The organism is Ruegeria sp. AG1 (assembly GCF_056541705.1).
On the sequence record NZ_JBQFYU010000006.1, the window covers coordinates 230,337 to 251,704 of the forward strand.

A 21,368-nucleotide genomic window follows, 5' to 3' on the forward strand; every position below is an offset into this window, starting at 1 on the left:
ATTTCATTACTCTCTTACAAGATTGTTGCCGTATCCTTTACATCCAAACAATCATTTATGGAATTTCTACAATCTGCAGAAATGTTATGCATAAATGCATGAACTGGAAAGCTATAAACTTCGACTGGAATCAGGTGCGGTCCTTTCTTGCGACAGCCGAAGAAGGCTCATTTTCCGCAGCGGCGCGCGTTCTTGAGCAAACTCAACCCACTGTCGGCCGTCAAGTTGCTGCACTGGAAACCGCGCTTGGCATCACCCTGTTTGAAAGAGTCGGCAAGTCGCTTAATTTAACGACCGCTGGCGCCGAGCTTTTGTTGCATGTCAGAGAAATGGCGGATGTGGCAAACAGGATTTCTCTTACTGCGACAAGCCAGTCGCAAGCTGTTGAAGGGCAAGTCAGGATTACTGCATCCGATGTGATGTCTGCCTACCAGCTGCCACCGATACTGAAAAAGATTCGACTTGCAGCACCTCGACTAGAGATAGACATCGTTGCTGCAAATGACATACGAGACATACAGCGACGTGAGGCTGATATCGCGATCCGACATGTACGCCCAACTCAGCCGGATCTGACAGCAAAGCTTGTCGCCGAGGCCAGCGCCCATTTTTACGCGGCACCTTCGTATCTTGATCAGGTCGGACGGCCTAAAAATGAAAATGAACTTGCGAAATTGGACTTTGTCGGGTTCGGGGACATCGACACAATGATCGGCTTTCTCGATCCGGCGGGCATTAAAGTCACCCGAAAAAGCTTCAGGATTGGCTCACAAAGCGGGATAGTATCCTGGGAATTGGTGCGCCAAGGGTTTGGCATAAGTGTAATGTCGGATGATGTGGCTGCCTTAACGCCGGGTGTGGAGCGCGTGCTTCCCGACCGCGAGCCGTTTAAGTTCCCGATTTGGCTGGCGACGCACTCCGAATTACATACCGCACGAAGGATCAGGTTGGTGTTTGATCAACTGGCGGACCAACTTAGCGCAGTGACCATCAGGTAATCCGGGAGTTCGCTTTATGTCACAGGCTATTCCAACGCTTCACTTGCTATGCGGCAAAGTAGCTTCCGGGAAATCAACTCTGGCAGCAGAACTCGCCGAAAGAGACGCGGCTGTGCTTATTTCAGAAGATGAATGGCTTAGCACCCTGTTTGGCGACCAGATGAAGTCCCTTCAGGACTATGTGAATTGCGCTTTAAAACTGCGACCGGTCATGGGGCGTCACGTGGCTTCTCTGCTGAAGGCTGGCGTTTCCGTTGTTCTCGATTTTCCAGCGAACACAATTGAAAATAGAGCCTGGATGCGCGACCTGCTGGAAGACACTGCTGCGAAGCACTACCTTCACTTTTTGGATGTGCCAGATGAGGTTTGTCTGCACCGGCTGCGCGAGCGCAACAAAGAAGGCGCGCATGCCTTTGCAGCAACGGAAGATCAATGTCGCCGAATTGCGCGGCATTTCGTGCCACCATCACCCGAAGAAGGTTTCAACATCATAACTCACCGTCAGTAGTGCCCGAAATTCAAAGCGTCGCGGCGGCTCCAAACATTGTTCCGCCCCCTGCTCTGGATCGACGGATGGCGAATGCTCACAGACAACTTTCACGGGGTCTTAAGCCCGGATTTCGCACGATAATAGGAGTCGCATGCCAGTGGGTCCTTCATGGGTCAAGGCGGAGGCAACACCGGCAATGTTGCTCACGCCGACTATCGGTCAACGTACGCCACTGGCGGGCCTGGGCAACACACCGGCCAGAACAAGCTCCAGCAATCCCCTTCAGAATAGTTTTGCGCCATCATTGCAGCACGGACAATGTTACGAAGCACCGAGCAAGTTACACATAAGCTATCAAAACACTCATGGCTTGGTTTCACCTGAGACAATCACTGAGCAACTTCGAAGGAGTAGGTGCATGGTGCTTGTCCAAACCCCCTGAAATAAGTCTGCAAAGTGTGGTAGAAAAAACTGTCATAAGATCGTTATGCAAAAGCGGCAACAATTCTCGTTGCCAGCCAATTCGAAAGGTCACCCATGTCATTTTCCAGCCGCTCGTCAATTTCGCGTCGCCAATTTCTTGCAACAACTGCCGGAGCAGCGGCTATAACCTTACATCCTTTTTCAGTTTTGGCTGCCAACAACCAAGCGCATTTGCGCATAATGGAAACAACGGACATCCATGTTCATGTGTTCCCTTATGACTACTATGCTGACAAACCCCGTGACACCGTGGGCTTGTCCCGTACGGCCTCAATCATCACCAAAATTCGATCTGAGGCGACGAACTCGATCTTGGTCGACAATGGTGACTTTCTTCAAGGGAACCCAATGGGCGACTACATCGCCTATGAGCGCGGTATGAAAGAGGGGGACGCCCACCCTATAATCACCGCGTTCAACACGGTTGGCTATGACGCCGCCACTCTGGGCAATCACGAATTCAACTACGGGCTGGATTTTCTGGAAAAATCACTCGCAGGCGCAGAGTTCCCAGTCGTTTTGGCCAATGTTTCAAAGGCACAAGGCGCAACGCCTCGTGACGACAAAACGCTGATCAAACCTTATGCAATCATCGACCGTGAAATCGAAACGGGCGACGGGGCCAAACACTCAATCAAAATCGGCGTAATTGGCTTTACACCGCCGCAGATCATGAACTGGGATCGAAAGCACCTGGAAGGCAATGTTCAAGCCCGTGATATCGTCGAAACTGCTCGGGCATACGTGCCAGAGATGAAAGAACAAGGGTGTGACCTAGTCATCGCCCTTTCACATTCTGGGATCGGCGACGCCAATCATATCGACGGTATGGAAAACGCATCCGTCGTTTTGGCGGGTGTTGACGGGATCGACGCATTGGTCACCGGCCACAATCACCTTGTCTTCCCCTCGCCGACATTTTCAGACCGACCCGGAATCGATGTCGAAAAGGGCACCCTAATGGGCAAACCAGCTGTCATGGGCGGCTTCTGGGGTTCACATCTTGGTTTACTGGATTTGTTGCTGGAACGGGACGGAAATGAGTGGCGCGTGGTTACCACGACGTCAGAGGCCCGCGCGATTTCTCAACGCAATGAAGACCGTTCAATCACCGCTTTGGTCGAAGACGATCAAAAGGTTCTCGACTCGGTTGCGAAGGATCACGACGAAACGCTCGCCTATGTCCGTCGCGCAGTCGGAAAAACATCTGCTCCATTGCACAGCTATTTCGCACTGGTTGCTGACGATCCGTCTGTACAGATCGTTTCAATCGCGCAGAAATGGTATGTCGAAGAAATGCTGAAAGGCACCGAGCACGAGGGTTTGCCGATCCTGTCAGCGGCGGCGCCGTTCAAGGCGGGTGGTCGCGGAGGCCCCGACTACTACACCGACGTCCCTGTCGGGGACGTTGCTATTAAAAACGTGGCTGATCTGTATCTCTATCCAAATACGGTGCGCGCGGTGCGCGTGAACGGTGTTCAGCTGCGTGGTTGGCTGGAGCGTTCGGCCGGAATGTTCAACAAGATCGAGCCAGGCTCAGAGGACGCGGTTCTACTGAACCCAGAGTTTCCATCTTACAATTTCGATGTAATGGATGGTGTGACATACCAGATCGACCTTTCACAACCGTCGCGCTTTGGACCAAAGGGCGAAGAGGTGAATCCCGACGCAGCCAGAATTGTGAATTTGTCCTTCCAAGGTAAACCGGTCACTGATGACATGGAGTTCATCATCGCCACCAACAATTATCGTGCATCGGGCGGAGGTTCATTCCCCGGCGCACTGGGTGATACAATTGTATTCGAGGCCCCGGACACAAATCGCGACGTCATTGTGCGCTATATTGTTGAACAGGGAACGATCAACCCAAAAGCGGACGCCAATTGGTCTTTTGCACCTCTTGAGAACACAACCGTGCTTTTCGAGACCGGTCCTAAGGCCCGAGACTACATTGGCGAAGTCAAAGGCGTTTCAATCGAAGACACCGGAAATGGCACAGACGGTTTCGCGGCTTTCCGCATCAAGCTCTAGTGCAATCTCATTTGCATGTTTTCAGGAAGCTAGGGGTCAATTGAAGCAGCTACCATCGGGCTTGTGCTGACCGCCCTCCTGCGATGTTCAAAGGCTATTACTGACCAGCAAGAACGACTGCTTTGGGCTCGTAGCAGTCATTACTTGAGTTCAACGTAGTGTCTGCTCTGCGGACAGCAGCTGTAGCACCAAGCCTCGGGTGTGCGCGCCCGCTTTGGGCCAAACTTATGGTTCGCTCACTGCTAAAAAATTGGTCGTAGTTCGCTGAATGCGGTCCAGAAATGGAGCAGAATGATCACTAACATCAAATCAACTAGACCCTTTGTGCTAGAACACTCTAAAGTGTTCGATGGCAGATTTGACCTTAAGTCATCATCTATCCCGGGGGCATGAGCATGATCATCAGGGTTTTTCCTATCGCCACCGTCATTTTGATCGCCCTCTCAGGCGCTCTTATGGCTCAGCAGGGTCCTCCACCCGTGACGGTGGCAAAGCCGGTTGTGAAGTCCATAGTTGAAGATGATGAGTTTGTCGGTCGCTTCGGCGCCGCGGCTGACGTGGACGTCCGAGCGCGGGTTTCCGGTTTTCTGGACCAAGTGCATTTCAAGGACGGAACTCTCGTCGAACAGGGCGATTTGCTCTTTACGATCGACCAGCGTCAGTTTCGCACCGCACTAAGACAAGCCCGGGCACAGATCAGCATTGCTGAAGCAACAAGTGCCTTTACGACTGATCAGCTCGAACGTGCCGAGGCTTTGATCAGAAATGGCAACATCGCGGAGAGCGTGGTGGACCAACGTCGCGAAGCTTTTCTTGCAGCGCAAGGTGTTCTGGAACAAGCGCGCGCTGCACTGGAATTGGCCGAGCTTGATCTGGAGTACTCGGAGATCCGAGCACCAATGTCAGGGCGTATCGATCAGGCCCGGGTTGATCCTGGAAACCTGATCATAGCCCAAGATACCCTTTTGACATCAATCGTCTCGACCGACCCGATTTATTTCTATTTCGACATAGATGAACGCTATTTTCTGGCATACGCGCGAGACGCGCGTGCCCGGGGTTCCGTTCTGCAAGAAGGCGCAGACAATCTCCAAGTTCAGGTAACAGTGGCTGACCGAAGCATACCGCCTCAGAACGGAATACTGGATTTCTCAGAAAACCGCATTGATGACGAAACTGGCACGATGCGTGTACGCGCAGTTCTGCGAAACCCGGATGAGCTTTTGACACCTGGTCTGTTCGGACGCGTCAACGTTCCGGGATCGCTTCCCTATGAGGGCATTCTGATCCCGGATGAGGCGATTGCTTCTGATCAGAACCGAAGACTTGTGATGACAGTGGACGCTGAAGGCAATGTCATACCAAAGGAAATCCGACCGGGCCCCAGAATAGACGGCTACAGGGTCGTGCGTGAAGGTTTGGATGGGTCGGAGACGCTGGTCATCGAAGGTCTTGTTCGTGCTCGTCCGGGCACCGTCGTTGCTGCGGAATTGATCGAGCTGCCGTTAGTCGCAGAAAACTGATATGGGGCGTTTTTTTGTCACCCGCCCCATCTTTGCGATCGTTGTCGCGGTTGTGACAACCATCGTTGGGTTGCTCGCGTATTTCGAACTGCCCGTTGAGCAGTACCCGGAAATCGCGCCTCCATCGATTGTGGTCAGGGCGAGTTACCCCGGAGCAGACGCTGAAACAATTGCCGCCACGGTCGCAACCCCGTTGGAACAAGAGATCAATGGGGTTGAGGGCATGCTCTACATGTCTTCCTATTCGACGGCTGACGGGTCTATGTCGCTGACGATTACGTTTGAACTGGGCACCAATCTCGACGCTGCCCAGGTTCTTGTCCAAAACCGCGTTTCCATCGCTGAACCCCGCCTTCCACAAGAGGTAAGAGCGCTCGGCGTGACGACGAACAAGTCTTCACCCGACCTCATGATGGTCATCCATATGCTCTCGCCCGATGAGACTTTTGACCAACTTTATGTATCCAACTACGCCCGTTCGCGTGTCAGAGATCGCCTTGTGCGTCTTGATGGTGTTGGCGATCTGATTATTTTCGGTGAACGGGAGTTTTCGGCGCGCGTGTGGTTGGACCCGGACCGGCTTGGCTCGCTAGGATTGACGTCCGGAGATGTCGTCGCGGCGCTGCGCGAACAAAACGTTCAGGTTTCGGGCGGTTCCTTGGGATCACCGCCCAATGCGACCGACAGCGCCTTTCAAGTGACGCTCACAACGCAAGGTCGATTGGAAGATCCACGCCAATTCGGTCGCGTTATCGTCAAGTCGACTGACGACGGGCGCGTCGTACGAGTTAGGGATGTGGCGCGGGTTGAAATCGGAGCACGCTCCTACGTGACAAACTCGTACCTTAACAACAAACCGGCTGTGGCCCTTGGCATTTTTCAGCGACCGGGTTCGAACGCATTGGCATCGGCAGATGAGATATTGACCGTAGTTGAAGAGCTGTCACAGGATTTCCCATCCGGGCTTGAGTATCAGGTGGTCTACAACCCTACAGAATTCATCGAAGCCTCGGTGAACGCGGTCTATCGAACTTTGTTCGAAGCCGTATTGCTGGTTGTTGTTGTGATCGTTGTTTTTCTTCAGAGCTGGCGAACGGCCATCATACCGTTGATTGCCATTCCCGTATCGCTTATCGGGACATTTGCAGTGATGCTGGCGCTTGGATACTCTCTGAATTTGCTGACGCTGTTCGGGCTTATTCTGGCGATCGGGATCGTCGTGGATGATGCCATCGTTGTGGTCGAAAACGTTGAACGAAACATCAAAAACGGCATGTCTCCGAAGGATGCGTCTGCCCGCACCATGGACGAAGTCCAAAATGCAATCATCGGAACGACACTGGTTCTGATTGCTGTCTTTGTGCCAGCCGCTTTGGTTCCCGGCATTACCGGCCAATTCTACAGGCAATTTGCTGTTACGATTTCCGTCGCAACAGTTATTTCGACCATCAATTCACTTAGCCTTTCGCCAGCGATGGCCGCCGTGATTTTGAAGCCAAACTCGAGTGTACCAACAAGAAACCCGCTGGCCTTTGTCACAGACCCACTTAGCAACGGTTTCAACAGGGGGTTTGACGCAATGGCGTCCGCTTATGGTCGGACCGTGCGCGCATTGTCTGGTTCAACCGGGATGCGCAGCATCGTTCTGTTGGTTTTTGCCGGATTGATGGGCGGAACATATTGGATCACGACAAAAGTACCGACCGGGTTCATCCCGGAAATGGACCAAGGATACGCCATCGTCGTGGTGCAACTGCCAGATGGTGCAGCACTGGACCGGACCGACGATATCATCAGGCAAGCGACTGAGATAGCATTGGAAACACCCGGGGTCACAAATGCTGTGGCATTTGCGGGTTTCTCGGGGGCGACGTTTACCAATGCAAGCAATCAAGGTGTTATTTTCACCACCTTCGAGAGCTTCGAAAGCCGTCAGGAAAACGGGCTGACTGCAGGTGCTATTGTGGGCCAACTTTTTGGCCGGATGCAGGCCCTGCGCGAAGCCTTTATCATCGCCATTGCACCTCCTGCGGTCCGCGGGGTTGGCACTGGTGGCGGTTTCAAGCTTCAGCTTCAGGAACTTGAAAGCGCAGACATGTCCCGCGTGTTGCAATCTGCCTATGCAGTCATGGGCAGTGCAAGCCAGTCGGACAAGGTTCAGGGCGTGTTCACAACCTTTTCGTCCGGATCACCGCAGCTGTACCTTGAGATCAATCGCGTTCGGGCACAAATGCTCAATGTCCCGATTGGCGAAATATTCGAAGCACTCTCGATCAACCTCGGGTCTGCCTATGTGAACGACTTCAATGCTTTCGGGCGTCTTTTCCAGGTGCGCGCGCAGGCGGACGAGCCGTTCCGTCTGAACCAGAGTGATATTCGAAGTCTGCGAGTCCGTTCCGCAACAGGAGCTTTGGTTCCGTTGGGCACCTTGGTTACCGTCCGCGAAACCGCGGGGCCCGCCTTGGTTCAGCGCTATAATCAACAGGTGTCTGTGCCGGTTCAGGGCTCGCCAGCACCCGGTGTGTCAACGGGTCAGGCATTGCTGGAGATGGAAGCACTCGCAGAAGCCGTCATGCCGCCGGGGTTGGACTTTGAATGGACCGAGCTTGCTTTGCAGGAACGAAATCAGGGCAATACGGCAGCATATATTTTTGCATTTTCGGTGCTGTTTGCCTTTCTTTTTCTCGCGGCGCTCTACGAAAGTTGGACGCTTCCGTTGGTCATTATTTTGATCGTTCCACTGGCTGTATTGGGCGCGATGCTGGGGGTGATGTTTCGAGGTATGGACAACAATATTCTGACGCAGGTTGGATTGATTGTTCTTGTGGGGCTTGCCGCAAAGAATGCCATTCTGATCGTGGAGTTCGCCAAACAAGCGCAGGAAGAACGTGGGTTGTCGGCTATTGATGCCGCTGTCGAGGCCAGCCAATTGCGCTTGCGGCCAATACTGATGACTGCATTCGCGTTTATACTCGGCGTTGTGCCCTTGATGATTGCAGTCGGTCCCGGTTCAGAGATGCGACAGGCTCTTGGAACGGCAGTATTCTTTGGCATGTCGGGTGTAACTCTGCTTGGACTGTTTTTCACACCTGTTTTTTATGTGGCCATGCGCACGGTATTCCCGATGCGGCAAACCACGACGTAGGCCAATGGTGCAGTGACCGTTGCATTGCATGGCTCATTGCACGGGAAACAGCATGCGAAACGTCGGCAGTTCTAAGGCGGAAGCCTTAGTGCCGAATGAAAGGGTGAAAATCTCGAAATAGCCGCTAGGTCTTGTAGCAGCGCTGATCGTCAGGAGAACTGCACATGGAGAGCCTAGCTGCCAATCTTCGCGAAATGACGCGAACGCCTTTGCACCAGAGCCATGTCGAAACCTTGAAAGCGTTAGGCACTGAAGTGAGTTTTGAAGCAGGCCAAATGATCGCTGAGGTTGGCGATCCAATGGACCAGTTCATCTACATTGTCAGCGGTCGGGTTGAGGTAATTGATCCACAAACGCGAGAGGCTTATCTACCTACGTCCCTTGGGCCGACGCAGTTCCTGGGAGAGATCGCGTTTCTCAGCGGCGGGGTCTATTCGCTGCCTATGCGTGCCAGAGAGAACACACGTGCCATCTCTGTCCCGCGCGAGAAGATGCTGGACGCAATGTCGCGCATTCCGGAGATGTCAGATATCGTCATCACTGTCTTTTCCGCGCGCCGCCATCTGGGTCCTCATCGCTCCATTGTCCAATTTCGTAAACACCCTGCTTTTTCATGCGACGTATGAACGCTAGGTAGTTAACTACGCGGTCGATCTCATCCAATTCTCCAGTGGCATAGGCGACCGCAATCATCTTGAATTGGGCCTCAAGATCTTCCGCAATTTTTTCGTCTCGTCGAGCCAGACCCTTTCCAGCCCTCAAAGAAACAGTAGTTGTTTCGTCTTCGCTCCACATCTCATCGAGATAGGCCTTTAGATTAAGCTCGGGACTATTCGCGCCCAGCTTGCCTACGGCCTCCCATATTGGTTGAAGCCGTTCAGTGAGATTTCTTCGACTGCTAGTCATGTTTCTTTACCTCGCAGTACAGCAGTTCAACGTAGTTGCCCCAATCGATAGACCGCCACTTTTACCGATGAGCATGTGTGGCGGAGCATCAACCTTTCTCCGCCGCCTGCTTATCTTGGTTCCAACTGTCGTGGAGACAGTCTGTTTGGATCGAAGTTTTGCCCCCCATCGTCATTTCCCGAACCACGTCCCGTGTCTCGTTCGGGTACGCACGAACAAACCCAGCCTCGCAGGGGATTGTCTCAACTTCTCTGCGATCCAGTGCTGGACCCAAATGGATCGCGGCGATCTCAAACTGCTCTGCCATTTGGCCCAGCGTTACATAGTGTTTTTCAAAAGCCTGAATACTCTCTTCAGTGATGTAGTAACGATAGTGCTGCGTGTCCGGGTTTCGCAGCTTTACCTGCTTCAGGTAAATTCAAAGGCGTTTGCTTTCCTGAGCGATGCTTTTTCGACCACCTAGGCCAGTTTCTCACACGCCCGAAGTTCTTAAAGGGCTGACTGGTAAACCTGACGGTATGAACAACTCCTGCGGTCCCATGGCCAAAGGTCCACAAAGCAGACAATCGAACCTGGCGCAGCGAACGACCATATTGAGCCCAGTTCGACCGATGCTGCAATGCGCAGGAATGTCTGGTCACAGATTTTGCAAGGACGATGTTGATTGAGCGTTTTGCATGGTTGGATCTTAGGCAGTCCTGGAGTTGTTTATTTTCGGACATTGCAGAACTACAAACCATCAATAGAAAGCACAGCGACTCTGACGAAATCGGGGAAAACACAGTCCCACGCGGTACAAGCGAAAGGCTTCAGTCATTGATTTCTCTGACAAAAAAGCCCCCAGACTTGGAGGCGAGAGTAAAAGGAGTAGCGATTATTGGGGACGCTATTGTGGATTTACAACCAAAGTGCCTGACTTCATGGCGTCGATCAGATTGTTGACTTCATCCACAACGTCCACCGGGATATCTGAATGGAACGACCCGATTCGCATGGCCAATTCATTGCCCATATCCGCCCGGTAGAGTGCACCTTCCAGTTTTCCAGCAGCTGCCAGTTCCAGGTAGGACCGCATGTTGCCTCGGACATCCAAGATTGCGGACTGTAGGATTTCCGGCCATTCGTTGATCGCATCACGATAGATGCCGATGCCATAGACACCTTTTTCCTGAACGGCCTGCATGGAGCCCAGCGTCGCACTGTCCATTGTCGGCCAGACGACATCGGCGCCTTGGGAAATTTGGTTCAAGGCAGCTTCTTTGCCCTTGGCGATGTCATCCCAGTCGCCGGTCCAGGTAACCAGAACTCTGACGTCCGGATTGGCCGCTATGGCGCCCGCTTCGTAGCCAGCAACCGTGTCGGTCGTAAACTTGAACTGCTGCGCTGCGATGATGCCGATGGTGCCTGTGTCTGACATGGAGCCTGCAACGTAGCCCATCAGATAAGCTATTTGGCTGAAATAGAAATCCGCGTTGGCAATGTTATCTTTGGTGCCCAGTCCGTTGTTCACCATGAACATGGTTTCCGGGAAGCGTGCAGCGACACGTTCCACGGCGTCCTGGAATTCTCCGCCGTGACCGATCACAAGGTCATACCCCCGGCGTGCGTAGTCGCTCAGGACTTCGATTTGTTCGGGCTGATGCACGCTTTCGGAAAAAGCGGCTTCAAAGCCGAGCGCTTCACCTGCCTTGGTGAGGCCTTCAAATCCGGCTTGGTTCCAGCCATTGTCAGAAATCGATCCGGGCATAACGATCGCGGCGCGTTCGATCCCGTCAGCAACCGCAGAACCTGCCAACATCAGTGCCGCAAGCCCTGCCAATAGTTTGGACTTCAATTGCATTGTTGTTCTCCCATATTGGATATGTGTTGTTAGAGTGACGGGGGGATCGCGACGTGAAAAACGATGGTTTCTCACGTCACGGCTGAGATTTATCGATGCTCCCGGTCGTAGGGCAATCCGACGCTTGCAGGTGCGCTGGCCTTGGCGGCGAGGACCACGAGTGCGATGAGCGATGCCAGGTAAGGCAAGATCAGGAAGAGCTGATAGGGAATCTCTGGCGAGGTGAATTGCAGTTTGAACTGCACTGCATCACAGAAGCCGAAGAAAAGCGCCGCGCAGATCGCGCCGATGGGCGACCAACGTCCTAAGATGATTGCCGCAAGCGCAATGAAGCCCTTGCCCGCGCTCATGCCTTCTGCAAACACATAGACTTGCGACAAGACCAGATGCACTCCGGCCAGCGCCGCGAGGGCACCACTGACTGTAATTGCGAGATATTGCATGCGAAAGACAGGAACCCCGGCCAAGTCCGCGGCCTTTGGGTTTTCGCCAACGGCGCGCAGGTCCAAACCCTTGTAGGATTTCATCAGCCAGAACCAGGCTGCTATTGCCAATCCGATCAATAGGTAGAACAGCGGATCTTGGGAAAAAAGGGACGGGCCAACAACCGGCAAATCTGACAAGAAGGGAATATCGATCTGCGAAAACCCGTTTACCCGCGCCCCTCCGGCCTGAGCTCCGAATATCTGACGGGACAGAAAAGCTGTTAGTCCGGCCAGCAGCAGGTTGAGCGCGATACCGCCAACCAACTGGTTGATGCGCAGCCGGATCGACATATACCCAAGCAGCAGGCCAGAGATCAGGCCGCAAATGATCCCGCATCCGAGCCCGATCACGGCGGAGCCCGTTGCGAAAGAACCAGTAGCAGCGCCAAGCGCTCCAGCGAGGATCTGACCTTCGAGGCCGATGTTGTATAGCCCGCCACGTTCCGCGATCACCCCGCCAAGGGCAGCAAAAGCAATTGGCGCACCCAATCGGGCGGTTCCGGCAAGGACGTCGCCCAGTAAAACAAGATCAATCATAGCTTATGCCTCTTTCTTTTGGCGTTGTGTTTGGCGGCGCAGCCGCAGGTTTTTTGCCAGTAGTTTCAGAATGGATTTTGACCTAGTTCGCGGTGTCACGAGGGCGGCAGCGACAAAAACCACGACGAGCCCCTCGACCACTTCGATGACAGAACTGTCGACCCCGACGGCACGTTGCATCGTTCCCGCCCCGGAAGAGAGCCCGGCAAGGAACAGCGCGGTCAAAGGCGCGACAATTGGATTAAGAGCCGCAAGGAAGGCGACGACAATCCCGTCATAGCCGTAGCCATCGCTAAACAGGTGGAATAGGCGGTACTTCAACCCGATCACCTCGATCGCGCCGGCCATACCGGCAAGGCTGCCGCCAATCAACATGGCGCGAATGATGGTCTTTTTCTGGTCCACACCGGCATAGGCCGCAGCGCGCGCATTGCGCCCCACAAGGTCCAGTTGGAAACCCGATGGCGTGAAGCGCAGCCAGAAATACAAGATGATCGTCATGCCCAGCCCGAATACAAAGCCCGCATGGGTATCAGATTGCGGCATCAGAATAGGCAGGCGATAGGCTTCTGAGACTTCCTCCGAATAAGGATAGGGCGCGCCTTCAGCCAATAGCGGCCCAGCCACGGCATAGCTGACGATGTGTATCGCAATGAAGTTCATCAACAGCGTGACAATGACCTCATTCGTGTCCCGATAGGCTTTGAGGTACGCAGGAATTGCCGCCCAGAACGCCCCGCCGCCAGCGGCGGCGATAAATATCAGCGGCACGCCCAATAGACCGGGCAGATCGGGGATCGCCAAGGCAAAGACGGCACCGAACAACCCACCAATATAGATCTGCCCCTCGCCACCGATGTTGAACACACCGGCGCGCATCGGAATGATCACGGCCAGCCCCGCTAGAAGCATCGGCGAGGCTTTGACCAAAGTATTGGAGAAACCCCAGTAATTCAGGAAGGATTCCAGAAACAGAATCTTATAGGCCTCAAACGGGTTGTGCCCGTCGAGCAGGATCAGCACGCCGCCAACGCTCAGCGCTAAAAGTAAAGCAATCGCAATCCGGCTTTGCATGGTGAATCTGTTCATTGTACCTCCTCCGGCGCTGCGGTCATCAAGAGCCCGATGTCTTGAAGAGTTGTGTTTTCTGGATCGACAACACCCGTGATCCGACCAAAAGCCATCACGACGACGCGGTCAGAGATGTCGAGCACATGCTCAAGTTCAGTGGAGATATAGAGAACGCCCACGCCGCTTTGGGCGACAGCACGGATCTGGTTCTGAACAAATTCCGTTGCGCCGACATCAAGCCCTTTTGTCGGCTGTACGACGACCAAGAGATTGCGCGCCCGGGCCACTTCGCGGGCCAGAACGATTTTTTGCTGATTGCCGCCGGACAAAGCTGAGGCGTTCAATTTCGGGTCTGGGGGCCTAATGTCAAAGGCCGCGACCACGTCGCACGTGATCTCGTGCATCGCGCGCCGGGAAATCAGACCGCCAGACATGAACCTGTCTTCGCCAATGGATCGAAAGGCCATATTTTCTTCGACACTGAGCGACAGGACCAAGCCTTCGGCATGGCGGTCCTCGGGCACAAAGCCTATCCCATCTGCAATGCGCGAAGCGATGGAGGCGCTTGATATCTCCGTGTCATTAAGGTGGATGGCGCCGCTGGTTTGTCTTTTGAGGCCGGTGATCACCTCGCTCAACTCCGTCTGGCCATTGCCGTCGATCCCGGCGATTCCGAGAATTTCGCCAGCCTTCACGGAGAGGGACACATCCTGCAGGATTTCCACGCCGCCTGGATCGATCAGGCAGACATCAGATACAACCAGAGCGTTCGGTGCTGAGCTGGTGTCGTTGCGCGCCTTTTGGGCCTTGGGTGTCTCGACCGTTTCGTAGGTCGACTTTTCTCCCATCATAAGCGCTGACATCTGGGCCATAGGCGTGGTTGCAACCGGAAGAACTCCCTCGACACGCCCATGGCGCATTATCATGACGCGATCGGCAATTTCGCGGATTTCATCGAGCTTGTGACTGATGAAAAAGACGAGGCAGCCGTTGGCGACCAGCTTGCGCACCCCCTTGAGAAACGGAGCGACTTCAGTCGGGGCAAGTACGCTGGTGGGTTCATCTAGGATCAGGATCGCTACATCGCGAAACAGCGCCTTAAGGATTTCCACCCTTTGCTTCATACCCACAGGCATTTCCGTGACGCGGATGTCGAAATCGACGTTAAAGTCAAAGTCGCTGCAAAGCTGCCGAATGCGCGCCCGCGCTTCGGCACCCCTCTTTGTGCTGGGCAAGCCGATGAGAATGTTCTCTTCGGCTGTCATTGCGCCGACCAGGCTGAAATGCTGGTGGATCATGCCGATCCCATGCTCAATAGCTTTTGCTGGGCTGGTCACCGAAACAGGTATTCCGCCCAGTTTGATTTCGCCGTTATCGGGCTGATACAGACCGATCAAAACGCTTGCGAACGTGGTTTTCCCCGCTCCGTTCTCGCCCAAAATCGCAATGCACTCGCCCTTCGATGCCAGCAGATTGACGTTGTGCAATGCACGAACGGCGCCAAATGACTTGTCGATGCCGGTGACTTTCAAAAATGGATCCAAGACAACCTCCCAACTTTCACCCAAATTCAAGAGAGAATGCCCTGTCTTCTCAAATTAGATGTTTTCACCTCACAGCTGAGAATTTTGCCCACATATGAACTGGCAATCCGGTTAGAGTGGAGTGACGAAATAGCATCGCATCAGGAGAGCAAAACCGCGCGTCATGGCGAAGATACCGTCGTTGAAAAGCATTCAGGCCTTCGAAGCAGCCTGCCGGCATCTGAGTTTCAAGGATGCCGCCGATGAATTATGCGTCACTCCGACTGCCGTTTCCCATCAGATCAAATCGCTGGAGGATCAACTTGGGGTGCCCCTATTTCACCGGCTGACCCGCGCCTTGAAACTGACGGAGGATGGGGCCAACTACGCGCCCCACATCATTGAGGCCTTCAAGAACATCGAAGCCGCCTCGCTCGCGCTGGAGGAAGACGACCTTGCGGGCACATTGACAATCTCAACCACCGGGTCTTTTGCCGCCAACTGGCTTAGCCCGCGACTGCGAGCCTTTTACGAGAAATACCCGGAGATTTCGGTAAGGGTTCTGTCAAGCGATCAGCTGGCGGATTTCAAGTCCAGCGATGTGGATGTGGCCATCCGGTATGGCTTTGGCGATTATCCTGACAGCAATGTGGCATGGGTCTTGAATGACTGGGTGGCACCTGTCTGCAGCGTGGAAAAGGCGAAGTCACTGAGTTCCGCCGAAGATCTTCTGAAGTCTCGTCTGATCGAATACCAATGGAGCGGGTTTTCTGATGCGGATCCGAGTTGGGAGCGCTGGATGGACGCGGCTGGCTTGCAGACTGGTGATGTCGAGCCCTATGTCACCTATTCCGAGGAACATATCTGCTTGCTGACGGCAAGCGATGGTCATGGTGTGGCCCTGGTCAGCCTTTTGGCCGCTGCGCGTTTTCTGGAACGTAATATGCTGGTCGCCCCCTTTGACACGGCATTGAAGAACAAGAGCTATTTTCTCGTCTGCCCGGAGACTTACGCCAATCGTGCACGCGTTCGTGTGTTCCGGGAATGGCTATTGGACCAAGCAGATGAGTTTCGCGACAGCGCCGTCGGTCAAAGGTTTTTTGAAGATTAGCGCGTCCGTAACGATCTAATCCGTCGCTTGAATTTTTGTCATTTCTAAATTGCCAAGAACCATGCGTTTCTGAACCCCTAATTAGGAGTTCTTACGCATGCAAAGTTTTGACCCGTCCCAACCCGATGTTTTCAATCAAACACTGGACAGCGCGGTCTCTTCCGACGGCGTCCCGGTCATAGCAGTACGGTATACAGTGCCAGCACGTTGCGGTGTCGCAGTACGTTTGACAGCCGGGCAGACTTTGACCATCACCAATCCGACCGGCTGGCAAGTCTGCGATTTCTGGGCGTTCAATGCGGCGGAGCTGCATGAATATTTGTCTATGCCGCATGTGCATACGGATCTTCTGTCTGTTTTCCCAAAGATCGGTGACAGGTTGGTCAGCAATCTGCGCAATCCTCTTCTGACGCTGACCCAAGACACATCGCCGGGTGTTCATGACACAACGATCGCCGCTTGCGATGCCAACCGGTACAAGCAATTGGGCGTCACTGATTGCCACGACAATTGCGCCGACAACTTGAGGCAGGCCTTGCTTGCTATCGGGAAAAAAGCACCACAAGTGCCAGCGCCCTTCAATCTGTGGATGAACGTACCAGTTCACCCTGATGGCAGCCTTGCTTGGGCTGCGCCAGTGTCAAAGCCGGGGGATAGCATAACCTTCAAAGCTGAGATGCCAGTCTACGCCGTGATGTCGGCCTGCCCGCAAGATATCACTCCAGTCAACGGGGACGAAGGCAAGCCGAGCGCGCTGGAATTTGTTGTTCATGACGGATGATGGCGGCGACATATTTTCTGCCCGCTGGATCATCGAAGATGCTTTTCACAGTCACAACGACTTCGCTCTTTTTGTTCTAGACGGTAGAATAGGTGGCTTAGCACCTCTGGCCGTATTGAAGTCACGTTATCCCAGCGCAAGGGTGCACTCGGACACGAACACGGCGATCCTGCCCGGGTTTGTGAATGCTCATCACCATTGTTATGGGGTGAACCTGATCAACCAAGGGATACAGGATGACCTGTTAGAGCCTTGGGTTTTCGCCTCCGCTGGCGCAGCCGACATTGCGCCGCGCCTCGCCACCGAATACGCGGCAATGCGCTTGCTGAAGAATGGGGTAACGGCTGTTGTGGATGCTGGCACCGCGGGTCAGACAGCGGCCATTGCCGAAGCGAAGATAAGGGACAAAATCGCCGTATATAATGGGCTTGGCCTGTCCTGTGCCATCGCGCCGGGCGAGAGATGGCACAACCAGCTTGTGCATCCATATGGGCAAAGCCAGTCGTTTCTGACCACCTTGCCCGAAGTTCTGCGATGCAAACTGCAACGCCAACACGTTGCGCGTACACGTATTGCACCGCAAAGCTTTGTGCGGCTTCTGTCCCGGATGCATGACGAATACGCGGCATCTGAATGCGCTGATGTTTGGTTTGGCCCCACGGCACCGCATTGGACGGGCCGAGAGATCCTTCGCGACATTGCCAGGGAGGTTCGCGAAAGCGGCCAGCGCATTCACACCCATGCCGAGGAGTCTCGGCTGCAACACCTGTCGGCTACAGCCTGGAGTTTTCAGGGTGCCATCGCAGAATTGGGCAAAGCTGGCCTGTTCACTGACGGCTTGTCCTTGGCGCATATGGTCTGGGCGGACGAAAAAGATTTGGCGCGAGTGGCCGAGGTGCGCGCGCATATCGTTTGCAATCCCAGCTCCAATTTGCGGCTGCGCTCCGGCATCGCACCCGCGCCATTAATGAAGAGGATGGGCATCAACCTCGCACTGGGGATGGATGGGACCAGTCTGGCAGGCGATGACGATATGTTCGCCGAAATGCGTCTGGCGCATAGCCTTTATTGGTCAAGTGATCGGGCAACCCCTAGCCTGACCGCGAAGGATGTTTTCGACATGGCCACTTTGGGTGGCGCGCGTTTGATGGGAATGGATCACAGCATCGGAAGCCTGTCCGTCGGCAAACGCGCTGACTTTGTGATCCTGCGCCTGGACCGTCTTGAAGGTCCCTGGTTGGACCCCGGCATTGATCCGGTTGAGCTGTTGATCAGCTCGGCAAAATCCACGGACATCCAGAGCGTTTTCACCGGCGGACAACTGGCCGTTTCGCACGGCGAGGCCCAAAAAGGCGACGAAAAGATAATTCTTCAGAACATCACCGACGGCATGCAGCGCGCCGCGGATCAAAGGCTGAGCGCCAGTGATTATGCCGCCGTCAAATCCGCATTGCAGCGCTGGTATGACGATTGGCTAACGAACAACGCCCCGCAATTATGACAGAGGAGCAAAACCATGCAGAAGAAGATAATCTGGCCAAACGGCGCGCGATGCGCCTGTGCGATCACCTTTGATATAGATGCGGACAGCCTTGTCCATATCGCAAAGCCGGTCGACGGGCATGATCGCCTGTATCCGATCTCCATGGGACGATACGGGCCGACGGTTGCCATCCCTCGGATTCTAGAAACCTACAAACGTCTCGGGCTGAAACAGTCCTTCTTCGCCCCCGGATGGGTCGTGGAGCAATATCCGGATGCTATGCAAGCCATCCTGAAAGATGGTCATGAAATCGGCCATCATGGCTATTTGCACGAAGACCCGACAAACCACAGCGCGTCTGAACAAGTCTATTGGTTTGAACGCGCGCTGGAGTCGCATAAGCGGGTTCTGGGCAATGTGCCAAAAGGCTATCGCGCACCGGTTTATAATGTGACGCAAACCGTCATCGACCTGCTGAACAAGCATGACTTCGACTATGACAGTTCGCTGATGGCGGATGATGTGCCATATCTCTTGCGATCCGGCGGGCGGACTTTGGTCGAACTACCATCGCATTGGGGAACCGACGACTGGCCGCAATTTGCCCATTTTGAGGAGATTGGCTACATGATGCCCGTCGCCGGGCCACGCGCCGGGCTGACCCCATTTTGGGAGGAATTCGAAGCCCAATACGAAGAAGGTGGCTTCTGGATCGGCATCTGGCATCCCTTCCTGACCGGGCGTTTGGCGCGGTGGCGGCAGGTGGAAGACTGGATGGAAACCGTCTTGAACAGGGGTGACGTCTGGTTCGCCACTCTCGGAGAGATCGCGCAGCACGTGCGCACGCAATATGAGGCAGACCGGCAAAGCGTACGGGTTGAAGAACTGCCCTATTATCAGGCTCCGGTCCTGACGACATGAATATCCTTCGACGGGCGCGCGACTTCCTGGCTTCGCTCGACGCGCAGCGCGAGGTATTCCTTGGCGTTGCGCCAGATAGAGTGTTGCAGGATGCCCGATCCGCCGCCGCGCGACAGGCCGCAGGGAGGCTGCTTGGCTCGTTGGACGGCCAGTTTCTTGCGGTGAAGGCCAATATCGACGTGCATGCACTCCGCAGCAATGCGGGATCGTTGGCCATCGATCCTCAACCAGCAGACACTGACGCCCCGATCGTGGCCAAGCTACGTTCTGCGGGCGCGATCATTCTGGGTCATGTGAACATGTCGGAGTTCGCCTTCTCCGGGCTCGGAGTTAATCCGCATTTCGGCACCCCCCTGAATGCGTTGGATAGCACACTGGTGCCCGGAGGGTCCTCGAGCGGATCGGCGTCAGCCGTTGCCTTGGGCTTGGCCGACATCGCATTGGGCACAGATACCTCCGGCTCCGTGCGCATTCCGGCCGCCTGTCAGGGCCTGGTGGGGTTTCGCCCAACTATGGGCCGCTATGAAAGCGCCGGGATTTTACCACTGGCGCCTTCTCTGGATACGCCAGGCTCACTCGCTTTTAACGTCAGTCAGATTTGCGCTGTAGATCGCGTTTTGTCGGATTGCAAAGAAACCGGGCACGCCTGCCGTCATATTCTGTGCCTGAGGGAAGACGCCCTAGTGGGATTTACCCCGGAAATCAGGGCTATGTACGAACAGGCCCAGCAGCATTTGTCCGATCATGGCGTCGAATTGGAAAGGGTTGATATCCGTAGTTTCACTCGTGTCACGGAGATCTTCCAAACCTATGGAACGCTGGTGAGCGCCGAAGCCTTTCGTCTTCTGCCAAGTTTGGTCGGAGACCAGCAGGCCAGACTGGACCCAAATGTGCAGGATCGCCTTACTCAGGCGGCTTCAATCCTTGGCACAGATCTGCAAGCATTGCTGGAAATCCGGCGGGCCCTCATCCTGGACTTTGGCAGGGAACTGGCTGGGAAGATGCTGCTTTATCCGACATTGCCGTCGTACCCGCCGTCTGTTCTGGCTGTGACCCGCGATAAAGGTGTCTTTGCACGGGAAAACGCCCTTATCCTGTCGGTATCGATGAAAGCCGCTTTCCTCAATGCCCCAACAATTTCCGTTCCATTTGGGGACCGGAGACCGGGGGTCAGCCTATCCTTGAGCGGCGGCGCAAACAGGGACGCGGATGTACTTGCGACGGGGTCTTACCTTGAGAAGATTTTTTCAGCGACTAGAGATGGCTGAGGTCAGTTCATTCTATTCAGAATTCTCTTCATTTGTACCTGCGCATCACTGGCTTCACCTTTGAATGGTTCATTGCAAACTGACTAGGTGACAAGATGACCACAATCCTGAGAATTGACGCCAGCGTACGCCGCACCGACAACCCCGTTTCGGCCTATAACTCCATTTCCCGCGCTTTGGCGGACAGTTTCGTAGAAGAATGGAAAACGGTTGATCCGGACGTCGAAATTATTCTGCGTGACGTCGGAATGGCACCACCAGATTTCATTTCCAACGATTGGATCGCGTCTGTCTTTACAGCAGAAGAAGAACGCACTCCTGAACAGAGCGCTTTGGTCAGCTTGTCTGACACGCTGATTGAAGAACTCGACCGCTCCGACATCCTGCTGATTTCGACGCCCATGTACAACTATGGCATGCCCGCAGCCCTGAAGGCTTGGTTTGATCAGATCATCCGGATCAACAAGACATTTACGTTTGATTTGGCGCGCGGCGACTTCCCTCTGGAACCGATCATGTCCGGAAAAACACTGGTGCTGCTGACATCGGCTGGCGAATTCGGCTTTGAGAACGGTGGGATTCGCAATGACTCGGGTCACCTTTCTGCGCATATCAGCACATTGCGCAAGTACCTGGGCGCAGAACGCATGTTCGAAGCTGCGGCCGAGTATCAGGAATTTGCCGATGAGCGTCACAAAGCTTCGGTTGCCTCAGCTCAGGCCCAGGCACGTCATATTGCGCGTGAGCTTGCCTAACCGTTAGCAGACCGGCA

General features: G+C 54.4%; 18 protein-coding genes. 13 read left to right on the forward strand and 5 right to left on the reverse strand.

Annotated features, from left to right (window positions below; all coding sequences use genetic code 11):
- Window positions 1–98: 98 nt before the first annotated feature.
- Window positions 99–998: a LysR family transcriptional regulator gene (locus tag ACR0B5_RS11260; RefSeq protein ID WP_480540427.1), complete on the forward strand. Its 900-nt coding sequence runs from the start codon at window positions 99–101 to the stop codon at window positions 996–998.
- 16 nt (window positions 999–1,014) lie between these two features.
- Window positions 1,015–1,506, forward strand: a complete 492-nt coding sequence (locus tag ACR0B5_RS11265; RefSeq protein ID WP_480540429.1) for a P-loop nucleotide/nucleoside kinase family protein — start codon at window positions 1,015–1,017, stop codon at window positions 1,504–1,506.
- Between the two features lie 467 nt (window positions 1,507–1,973).
- Here ACR0B5_RS11265 and ACR0B5_RS11270 read toward each other — a convergent pair whose 3' ends face one another.
- Window positions 1,974–2,168 carry a hypothetical protein gene (locus ACR0B5_RS11270; protein WP_480540431.1) on the reverse strand — a complete coding sequence of 65 codons (195 nt, stop codon included), beginning with the start codon at window positions 2,166–2,168 and terminating at the stop codon, window positions 1,974–1,976.
- Between ACR0B5_RS11270 and ACR0B5_RS11275 the strand changes: the two genes are divergently transcribed.
- From ACR0B5_RS11275 to ACR0B5_RS11295, 5 genes are all read left to right on the forward strand, one after another.
- Window positions 2,152–4,002: a bifunctional 2',3'-cyclic-nucleotide 2'-phosphodiesterase/3'-nucleotidase gene (locus ACR0B5_RS11275; protein ID WP_480540433.1), complete on the forward strand. Its 1,851-nt coding sequence runs from the start codon at window positions 2,152–2,154 to the stop codon at window positions 4,000–4,002. The genes ACR0B5_RS11270 and ACR0B5_RS11275 overlap by 17 nt on opposite strands.
- A gap of 395 nt (window positions 4,003–4,397) precedes the next feature.
- Window positions 4,398–5,525, forward strand: a complete 1,128-nt coding sequence (locus ACR0B5_RS11280; RefSeq protein ID WP_480540435.1) for an efflux RND transporter periplasmic adaptor subunit — start codon at window positions 4,398–4,400, stop codon at window positions 5,523–5,525.
- A 1-nt stretch (window position 5,526) separates the two neighbouring features.
- Window positions 5,527–8,670: an efflux RND transporter permease subunit gene (locus ACR0B5_RS11285; RefSeq protein ID WP_480540437.1), complete on the forward strand. Its 3,144-nt coding sequence runs from the start codon at window positions 5,527–5,529 to the stop codon at window positions 8,668–8,670.
- A gap of 164 nt (window positions 8,671–8,834) precedes the next feature.
- Window positions 8,835–9,296, forward strand: coding sequence for a Crp/Fnr family transcriptional regulator (locus ACR0B5_RS11290; RefSeq protein ID WP_480540439.1), 462 nt, complete (start codon window positions 8,835–8,837; stop codon window positions 9,294–9,296).
- Window positions 9,297–9,850: 554 nt separating this feature from the next.
- Window positions 9,851–10,039: a hypothetical protein gene (locus ACR0B5_RS11295; RefSeq protein WP_480540441.1), complete on the forward strand. Its 189-nt coding sequence runs from the start codon at window positions 9,851–9,853 to the stop codon at window positions 10,037–10,039.
- Window positions 10,040–10,462: 423 nt separating this feature from the next.
- Here the strand turns inward: ACR0B5_RS11295 and ACR0B5_RS11300 are convergent, their stop codons facing one another.
- The 4 genes from ACR0B5_RS11300 to ACR0B5_RS11315 all read right to left on the reverse strand — a co-directional run bounded on the left by ACR0B5_RS11300 (window position 10,463) and on the right by ACR0B5_RS11315 (window position 15,083).
- Window positions 10,463–11,416: a BMP family protein gene (locus tag ACR0B5_RS11300; RefSeq protein WP_480540443.1), complete on the reverse strand. Its 954-nt coding sequence runs from the start codon at window positions 11,414–11,416 to the stop codon at window positions 10,463–10,465.
- An 89-nt stretch (window positions 11,417–11,505) separates the two neighbouring features.
- Window positions 11,506–12,438 (reverse strand): ABC transporter permease, encoded by a 933-nt coding sequence (locus ACR0B5_RS11305; protein WP_480540445.1) that lies wholly within the window; start codon window positions 12,436–12,438, stop codon window positions 11,506–11,508.
- 3 nt (window positions 12,439–12,441) lie between these two features.
- A complete protein-coding gene (locus ACR0B5_RS11310; RefSeq protein ID WP_480540447.1) occupies window positions 12,442–13,527 on the reverse strand; it encodes an ABC transporter permease in 1,086 nt (361 codons plus the stop codon).
- On the reverse strand, window positions 13,524–15,083 hold the full coding sequence (locus ACR0B5_RS11315) for an ABC transporter ATP-binding protein (RefSeq protein ID WP_480540449.1): 1,560 nt from the start codon (window positions 15,081–15,083) through the stop codon (window positions 13,524–13,526). The genes ACR0B5_RS11310 and ACR0B5_RS11315 overlap by 4 nt, the downstream gene beginning before the upstream one ends.
- Window positions 15,084–15,216: 133 nt before the next feature.
- On the opposite strand from ACR0B5_RS11315, the gene gcvA reads away from it, so the two are divergent.
- The 6 genes from gcvA (at window position 15,217) to ACR0B5_RS11345 (ending at window position 21,351) form a co-directional block, all read left to right on the forward strand.
- Window positions 15,217–16,143: a transcriptional regulator GcvA gene (gene gcvA / locus ACR0B5_RS11320; protein ID WP_480540451.1), complete on the forward strand. Its 927-nt coding sequence runs from the start codon at window positions 15,217–15,219 to the stop codon at window positions 16,141–16,143.
- 196 nt (window positions 16,144–16,339) lie between these two features.
- Window positions 16,340–16,924 carry a DUF1989 domain-containing protein gene (locus tag ACR0B5_RS11325; RefSeq protein ID WP_480540557.1) on the forward strand — a complete coding sequence of 195 codons (585 nt, stop codon included), beginning with the start codon at window positions 16,340–16,342 and terminating at the stop codon, window positions 16,922–16,924.
- Between the two features lie 142 nt (window positions 16,925–17,066).
- Window positions 17,067–18,425, forward strand: coding sequence for an amidohydrolase family protein (locus tag ACR0B5_RS11330; protein ID WP_480540453.1), 1,359 nt, complete (start codon window positions 17,067–17,069; stop codon window positions 18,423–18,425).
- 15 nt (window positions 18,426–18,440) lie between these two features.
- Window positions 18,441–19,328 (forward strand): polysaccharide deacetylase family protein, encoded by an 888-nt coding sequence (locus ACR0B5_RS11335; protein ID WP_480540455.1) that lies wholly within the window; start codon window positions 18,441–18,443, stop codon window positions 19,326–19,328.
- Complete coding sequence (locus ACR0B5_RS11340; RefSeq protein ID WP_480540457.1) at window positions 19,325–20,596, forward strand: amidase family protein; 1,272 nt, start codon at window positions 19,325–19,327, stop codon at window positions 20,594–20,596. The genes ACR0B5_RS11335 and ACR0B5_RS11340 overlap by 4 nt, the downstream gene beginning before the upstream one ends.
- Window positions 20,597–20,691: 95 nt before the next feature.
- On the forward strand, window positions 20,692–21,351 hold the full coding sequence (locus ACR0B5_RS11345; RefSeq protein WP_480540459.1) for an FMN-dependent NADH-azoreductase: 660 nt from the start codon (window positions 20,692–20,694) through the stop codon (window positions 21,349–21,351).
- Window positions 21,352–21,368: the final 17 nt, after the last annotated feature.